Below are 6,856 nucleotides of genomic sequence, written 5' to 3' on the forward strand. Positions count from 1 at the left end.
CCCAATAGTAAGGGGGCAAGCGGTGATCTCTATTGGGCGGCTGATCGTCCTTGAAATCCAATCCGCGCTTCACACCTTCACGGAGCATGCTCAATTGGGCCTGCCGCAGGGCTTCGAGCTTCGACATCTTTTTCTCTCCCCACATGTTTTCGTACATCTCAATCATCAGGCTCCGCGCGGCATCGTCGTTCACCTTCCAGAGCGTGGCGATTGTCGTCCGGGCACCGGCGGTTTGGAACGCCCGCTGCAGGCCCAAGAGTCCTTCTCCTCCCGCCGTGGCCCCCAGGCCCGTTTCGCAGGCCGACAGCGTCACGAGGTCCACGCCCGACAGGTCCAGCTCGCCCACTTCGAGGGCTGTGAGGATGCCGTCGTCCTTGTCTTCGGCGACGGGCCGGTTCGCGCCGGTGAGCACGATCCCAGAGAGCAACCCCGGATGATTCCCCGAAAGCTCGAGCCGAGTCGCGCCGCGGAGTCCTTCCCGCTCCGGCCGATCGTTGCCGAGAGTGAGCGGTCGGACGTCGGGGTCGGAGAAGAAACCATGCGTGGCGAAGTGCAGGTAGCGATACTTCGGGGCGAGTTCTTCGACGGCCTGCTTGGTGGCCTGGTTGTCTCGAAGAGGTTTTGCCCGGCCATCGGCAAAGCGCTGCTCGAACGAATCCAAGATGGCCACGATCTCCCGCCGCGTGCCGGGCAGCGCCGGCCAAGTCACACTTCCGTTGCGAACAGCCCGCTCTCCGCGCTGGCCGTCGGCACTGGCCAGGAGCATTCCTGGGTCTCCGCCGTAGTTTACGTTTCCGACAGCCAGCAGCGATGGCCCGCGCCGTTCTCCCTCTCGCTTTGCGAGAGGGTCGGGGAGAGGGCCGTCGCCGGTAGTCTTCGCCAAGAGTTCCGGCAATGCCCGCGCCACGGGAATCACGGCGATCCCTTGCTCCTCCAGCAGGTAAGTCCCCGGCTTTGGCCCCGGCAGCGCGGCCCAAGGAAACCGGGAGAGCGCCCCGTCGGGCGAAATCAGCACGGTCGCGGTCCGTGCCGGATCTCGTACCTCCACCGGCAGTTTATCCCAGACCCATTCGCGGAGCTTCACCGTCGGGTCGGCGTCTTCTTGAGTCTCTTTCCAAGCAGCGAGTGTGGCATCGAGCTTCTTGCCGGCCGCCGTACCTTCCGCGGGCCGGCCGGTCTGCCGCGCCCGCCAGACATCCACCGCTTCGGAAAGTGGCTCGGCTTGCCCCAGATCGACCGATGCCGTCGGCCGGGCGTGCTGCACAACAAATGCCATAAACCGTTGCGGCTTGACGGCACCGGGCTTCGTCGGATAATCATCGCTCGGCGCATAATCCGTGTATTGCATGAGATCCACCAGCGCGACGCCCTCAGGCAGCGCTTGTCGCAGCTCCGCGGCCGTCCGCCGCCGATGCCGCAATTGCTCGGCAAACGCCGCGCTGGCCCCCGCCAGCTTCTGCTGTAATTCTTCAACCTTCTGGCTCAGGTCATCGACCCGCTTGCGATGCGACTCGCGATTTTCGTCGGTCGGGACGAAGCTCACCGCCGCCCCAAGCTGCCGCGTTGTGTCTTGTTGTTCGACGTAAAGTTTCAGTGTTTCCGGCTGGTCCTTCACGTCGCTGCGCATGGCCCGCAGGAACCCCTGCCGATCAGTGACCGCCCCTTTCCAGGCGAGTACCTGATCGTAGGCATCTTCGGCCGGGGCATTGGCCGCGCGGTAGGCGGAGAGAAAGACGTCGAGATACAAGCGGCTCACCCGAGCCATTGCCAATTGCTGGCGTTCCGATTGGATAGTCGCCGTCTGCTCAAGATTGTCGCGGGCAATTTGTGCGGCATCGCGGGAGACGCGCAGCGCTTCTCCGGCCAAGTGCATTTTCAGTTCGCAAAGAGACAGATCAACCAAGCTCAGCGCGTAATCCGGGTGCTTTTCGCCGAGGACCTCGCGCCGGATCGCCAGGGCCTGCTCGTGATATTTGCGCGCCGCCGGATAATCCCCCATGTAGCGGGCCACAGTACCCAGATTGTCGAGCGACATGGCGGTGGAGGCGTGCTTTTCGCCCAGGACCTCGCGATAGATTGCCAGAGCCTCCTCGTAATACTTGCGTGCGGCCGGGTAGTCCCCCGTGTCGCAGGCAACAAAGCCGAGATCGTTGAGCGAGTCGGCGGTGTCGGCGTGCTTTTCGCCCAGAACCTCGCGCCGGATTGCCAGAGCCTGCTCAAGATACGTGCGCGCCGCCGGGTAGTCACCCATGTCGTGCGCCACATTTCCCAGATTGTCGAGCGACTTGGCGGTGGAGGCGTGCTTTTCGCCGAGCATCTCGCGGCGGATCGCCAGGGCCTGCTCATGGTACTTGCGCGCCGCCGCGTAGTCCCCCATTCCATCGGCTACAACGCCCAGATTGTTGAGCGACATGGCGGTGGAGGCGTGCTTTTCGCCGAGGACCTCGCGCTTGATCGCCAGGGCCTGCTCGTGATACTTGCGCGCCGCCGCGTAGTCCCCCATTCGATACGCTACAACGCCCAGATTATTGAGGGAAGTGGCAGTGTCGGCGTGTTTTTCGCCGAGGACCTCGCAACGGATCGCCAGGGCCTGCTCGTGATATTTTCGCGCCGCTGCGTTGTCGCCAAGGTCTGCGAGCCGATTGCCGAGGATCGTGAACTCGTTGGCGGCCGTAGTCGACCGCGCGCCGTACAGCTCTGCCGCGCCATCCGCCAGCTCGCGAGCCACCGGAAGGGATTCCTTCCATTGATGCCGGGCGTCAAGCTCGTTGTATCGCTTCTCCAACTCCACCAACCGGTCACGTTTCCGGTTGAAATCGTCAACCGCTTGTTGGCGATGTTCCGCTGGGAGCGCGGCAATCCGCCGCTTCACCTCGGCCAAATCATCGACGACCCGATGGCACTCATTCTTGTCGATCCGGCCTTGCTTCGGCGGATTGGCGCCCGGCAGATCGACCAGATAGGCGCTGCCGTTGAAATCGTGCGCCGTGAGCTTGTCGCCGCGCTTCACTGTGCCGATCGCCGTGGAACCGGCCTTCACGGTCGCCGTGAGGATATTCACCTCGACCTGAAACGGCTCCTCGGCCAAGCTCACGCGCCCGCAGAGTGCAACGGTCAGGACCACGTCCACGGCAAGGCAAACCGGCCTCATTCGCAACCGCAGGCTTGCGGAACTCATCGCATCCCCCGTCAATATCGCCATTGTGCTTCGTCGAGACTCGCTCGTAAAAGCCTCCGCCATTTTACCCCCTCTAACGCCGGTAACAATTGAATTCGCGAACAGATGGTGCATAAATGCTGTTTGCAGGCGGCACGGAGAGGAAACAGCGAGAGGGGCAATGAAGTTGGGGACCTGACTCGTTTCGTGACCGCGTCGAATTTGGCTTCGATCGAAATGCCGGGCCGCCACGACGCCCCGGCACGATCGCCCCTGCGATAGAGCCACGTCCCTGCGAAATCGAAGACGAACGCAAATGCATTGGCCTCATGCCCCCACTCCATTCAGCGCGTCGCCCAGCGTGATCGCCCCCGCCTTGATGCTCTTGAGCAGGTCGATCATGCCGCCGGCATTGAAGCTCGACAGATCGGCGAGCGGCTTGCCGAACGTCTTGCTGGCCAGCGTTTCGAGCCGGCCAGTTCCCATCCCCATGATCTTGTCAGCAAGCCGATGGGCATTGCCTCAGAACAATTGCTGGCTTCAACATCGGTCGAACCACTCCAGATTGCCTGGCAAATCATCCGCCGCGAACTCCAGGTGCAACACGCGCCGCTGGCTGGCGACTCGGGCCACGGACGAGGCATGAAGAAGCAGCGGCCGCATGAGTACCAGGCCACCTTGTCCAGCAATACATTGAACTTCCGAGACCCGCGCTTGCCAGCGGTGGATGGCCGCAGGGTCGAGTCTCCCCTCTCGGTGCGAGCCGGGCAGTACGCGTAGCGGGCCATTTTCCATGCGGCAGTCATCGAGATGCACTCGCACGGCCAGCATCCGCTCCAGCACCGGAACCGGGGGCTGAACGTGGTCCACGTCATGCTTCTCGGACCAAGCGGTGAAGCCGACGGCGCAGCGACGTTGGCGGACCGCGATGGTCAGATCCTGGTGCCATGCCACCTTCCAATTGGCCTCGGGCGTCTTATCGAACAAGATCGCTCGGACGGCAAAGCATCGGGGGCCAAGAACCGCTTCTGCGGCTGTCCGAACTGACGATGAGCGGGCCGCCCTGCGAACAACCGGGTGGCTCGCAAGTAGATTTCTCAGGCACGCTTGAGTGCCAATCGTCGGAAGTTCAGTGCGGAGTTCCGCGATCAATTCCGGCTCGACGGCACGATCAAGGATCTCGAAGCCAATCCGTTCCAAGGAACTCTGCATCGGGGTTGAGTCAGAGATTCCTCGATTCATGTGGCGATTTCCAAACGGCAGAAGCGGGGGCGTTGGCGCTTCGGCGGCTCGTTTTGCGTGGCCGCATTATCCCCGACCGCGGGCGTCCGGAGCAAGCGATGCAGCGGGCCGCGGCAGCCACAATCTCGCCGTCTCTGGCCGCCGCATCGGCGGGCGGGATTCTCAACTCCGACGGTTGCCACGGCCGGACGCGGGGACCAAGCGCTAATCGGATTGGTCGGCGACTCCGACGCCGATTTTCAAAGCCCGTCATTCGGCAGCTCCGACGGGTTCTTCAGAATCCAATAGCCGATCATCATTACGGCTACAAGAATTGCTCGATTAAAGGCAATGCGGAGAAGAGCACGACCCTGCAATGATTCAATCGCCGCCCAAAAGCAGTTAAAGGCGAGTATGAACCCAAAGGCCGTTGCTGTCGAATCACGGCCGACTGAGATGACACCCCACCCACCGGCCGCTATCGCCAGGCACAGCCACCGCAAGGCGTAAGGAATCGTCCGCTTCGGGAGTTGAAACGGTTTGCATGGCCGCATTATCCCCAACCGCCGGCGGCCGGAGCAAGCGATACGCGGGGCCGGGCGGTGAGAGAAGATCGTGTGCAGGATCGCGGAGCCGCGGCGCTGGAGGGTTGACGCAAGGATTCTCTTTTTCGGCGGCTCACACGCGAACGGCCACTGCCGAGCAACTGACAGCATATCCCAGAGCGCGCTTGATAGTCGGAAACACTTGGCAAGTTGCGATTGCGAGCGCCATTTCGATCAACCCTTCATCGCCATACCTCAGCCGAATGCGCTCCCGCCACGCGTCTTTGTCGCCGTTGGCCGTCAGCACCGACTCCGCAAAACGGTGCGCATCCCTCAGCTCCTCCGGCAGTGCATCCAGCTTGCCATCCAGCACGTCTCGCAATACCTCGGCCGGTACGCCTGCTTTTTTGGCCTGATTGACTGCGATCTGGACGCAGGTTCCACAATCCTCGTGGCGCGTAGCCACGATTCGGGCAACATAACAGGGACCCGGCGGGAGCACCCGGTGGTACTCGTCCACGGCAAGAAACTTCGCGAACTTGAAAAAGGCCCGAAGCGAAACGCGAACCATGAACCGGCAATAATCCAGCGGCACGCCCAGGTTTTTCTCGGCAGAAGCAATCCGGGCGAGAATTATTCTTCGTAGCATGATAGCGTTCCTTTCTGAATGGATGTGGTACCCATCCTCTTGATTCACTCGCGGATGGCTTCGCGTTCCCTCACGATCTTGATCTGTCGGCCCACGAATCCCAGCGGCACGGCCAGCAGCGTGACGCCGACCAGCAGCGAGCGCAGGCTGAATTGGAAGCGGCGGCGTTTGCGTTTCGGCGGATCAGCTTGGGGCAGGCCGGCTTGCATGGCCGCATTATCCCCGGCCATCGGCCGCCGGAGCAAGTTATACCCTTGGCATCGGGACGCCGGCGGCCGGACGAGTCAGATTCGCCCCCCGGCGGGCACGGCGGCCAGCTAAATCTGGGGCACGCAGGGGCCGCTAGATCACAAATCGGACAGTAACGGGCACGAGTGGACAGCGCCGCCGCTGACCGATTGTCTATCGTTACGTTCATTGGGAGCGACGGGCGGCAAGTTGGATCACTACCGATTCCAACAACTCGTGCAGTTTGATGATGCTCACGGGCTTGGTGAAATAGTGCTCGAAACCGGCTTCTGTGGCTTTGAGCCGATAGGCTTCATCCACATGGCCCGTCGTCGCGATGAGCACGGCGTCGGAGAACTGTTGGCGCAATTGCTCCGCCAATTCGTAACCGCTCATCCGTGGTAGACCGAGATCGAGCAAGAAGACTTGTGGGCGGAATCGCGCGGCGACTTTGAGGGCGGCATTGGCCGAATATGCGCGCTGAACTTCGTAGCGTCGAAACGCCAAAAGCGTTCCCAGCGAGTCGGCCTCATCCACGTTGTCGTCCACGATCAAGACGCGCAATGGTTCAGTTTTAGGAACCGGTCCGCCGACATCATCCTGCGTGGGTATCGTCATCGGTCACCAGATGAAGGTGGAACCCCTGTCCTAGCTTGAATTATAAGAGGAAAGAGCCGGCACGTCTCCAACCGAACGTGATCCGGGAGGCTTTGCGCCGGCTGAGCGCTCGATCCAGAGCCGAACAGGACAGTCGAGTTTCTTTCGGTCGATCAAGGCCGGCCACGTCTCGACGACGTGCACTGGCTCACGCGCCACGGTCGATGTCGCGGATCGGGCCGGGAATCATCCGACTCGTTTGCCACTTACTTCGGCTTTCGCCAACGCAGAGAGCCGAGCACCGCAAGGCCGAGCAGGGCCAGCAGCAGCGTCGCGGGTTCGGGGACTGCGGCGGTGAAGCCGAGAGTAACGCCGCCCAGATTTGAATCGCTTGCCGATGATCCGCCGCTGGCCAGAGAGGTTGAAGAAGGAAGCCAACCAGCGCCGAACGAAGCAGTC

The 6,856-nt window shown here is 62.1% G+C and carries 7 protein-coding genes; all 7 read right to left on the reverse strand.

Annotation, left to right across the window (positions count from 1 at the left end):
- On the reverse strand, nucleotides 1–3,178 hold a 3,178-nt coding region (locus VGY55_22330; protein ID HEV2972722.1), incomplete at its 3' end, for a tetratricopeptide repeat protein.
- A 306-nt stretch (nucleotides 3,179–3,484) separates the two neighbouring features.
- Nucleotides 3,485–3,649, reverse strand: a complete 165-nt coding sequence (locus VGY55_22335; GenBank protein ID HEV2972723.1) for a hypothetical protein — start codon at nucleotides 3,647–3,649, stop codon at nucleotides 3,485–3,487.
- Between the two features lie 48 nt (nucleotides 3,650–3,697).
- Nucleotides 3,698–4,399, reverse strand: coding sequence for a phytanoyl-CoA dioxygenase family protein (locus tag VGY55_22340; GenBank protein ID HEV2972724.1), 702 nt, complete (start codon nucleotides 4,397–4,399; stop codon nucleotides 3,698–3,700).
- A 657-nt stretch (nucleotides 4,400–5,056) separates the two neighbouring features.
- A complete protein-coding gene (locus VGY55_22345) occupies nucleotides 5,057–5,620 on the reverse strand; it encodes a hypothetical protein (protein ID HEV2972725.1) in 564 nt (187 codons plus the stop codon).
- A complete protein-coding gene (locus tag VGY55_22350; GenBank protein ID HEV2972726.1) occupies nucleotides 5,617–5,781 on the reverse strand; it encodes a hypothetical protein in 165 nt (54 codons plus the stop codon). The genes VGY55_22345 and VGY55_22350 overlap by 4 nt, the downstream gene beginning before the upstream one ends.
- A 205-nt stretch (nucleotides 5,782–5,986) precedes the next feature.
- Nucleotides 5,987–6,418, reverse strand: a complete 432-nt coding sequence (locus tag VGY55_22355; protein ID HEV2972727.1) for a response regulator — start codon at nucleotides 6,416–6,418, stop codon at nucleotides 5,987–5,989.
- A 245-nt stretch (nucleotides 6,419–6,663) separates the two neighbouring features.
- Nucleotides 6,664–6,856 (reverse strand): PEP-CTERM sorting domain-containing protein (locus tag VGY55_22360; GenBank protein ID HEV2972728.1); only part of this gene is annotated, 193 nt, incomplete at its 5' end.

It is taken from the genome of Pirellulales bacterium, assembly GCA_035939775.1.
Taxonomy (GTDB): Bacteria; Planctomycetota; Planctomycetia; order Pirellulales; family DATAWG01; genus DASZFO01.